Origin of the sequence: Roseomonas sp. GC11 (assembly GCF_024437745.1) — a bacterium.
In the GTDB taxonomy this organism is placed as follows: Bacteria; Pseudomonadota; Alphaproteobacteria; order Acetobacterales; family Acetobacteraceae; genus Pseudoroseomonas.
Map to the genome: position 1 here is coordinate 1 of NZ_JANFNY010000211.1, position 522 is coordinate 522.

At 69.0% G+C, this 522-nt stretch carries 1 protein-coding gene; it reads right to left on the reverse strand.

Translation table 11 applies throughout. The annotated features are described in order from the left end of the window. A partial coding sequence (locus NON00_RS24670) for a glycoside hydrolase family 55 protein (protein WP_256025446.1) occupies positions 1–374 on the reverse strand: 374 nt, incomplete at its 3' end. Positions 375–522 lie beyond the last annotated feature (148 nt).

The following is a 522-nucleotide window of genomic DNA, read 5'->3' on the forward strand; positions in this document are numbered from 1 at the left end:
TGCCGGATCACCTGGAGGCCCTGGTAGAGCTTCTCATTGTTCCGCACCGTGCCGCCGCTGCCCAGCGTCAGCACGGCAATGGCGGCACTGCCGGTGTAGCGGATCACCCCGCGCATCTTGAGGCCACGCGCGCCGCCGGCGAGGCTGACCCCGGCCGAGACATTCCAGGTGCCGGGCGGGATGACGGCAAATTTCCCATCCGCCGCGGCACGATCGAAGGCCGCCTGGATGGCCGCGGTGTTGTCCGTCACGCCATCGCCGATCCCGCCGAAATCGGTGGGCAGAACCTCCTCCCGGTCGCGGAGGTATTTGGCCAGATCTGTCTTGCTGACGGCGGTGTTCAGGACCATCAGATCGTCGATGCGCGCGGGCATGGGTGCCTCCGGATCAGAGGGCGGTGGCCGAGACGGGGCCGACGAGCGCCGACACATTCCCATCGGCCGAAACGGCGCGCAGCCAGTACCAGCGGGTCTGGCCGGCGGTGAGGCCGGTGCGGTCGAAGGACAGGCTGGTCGGCTCGTC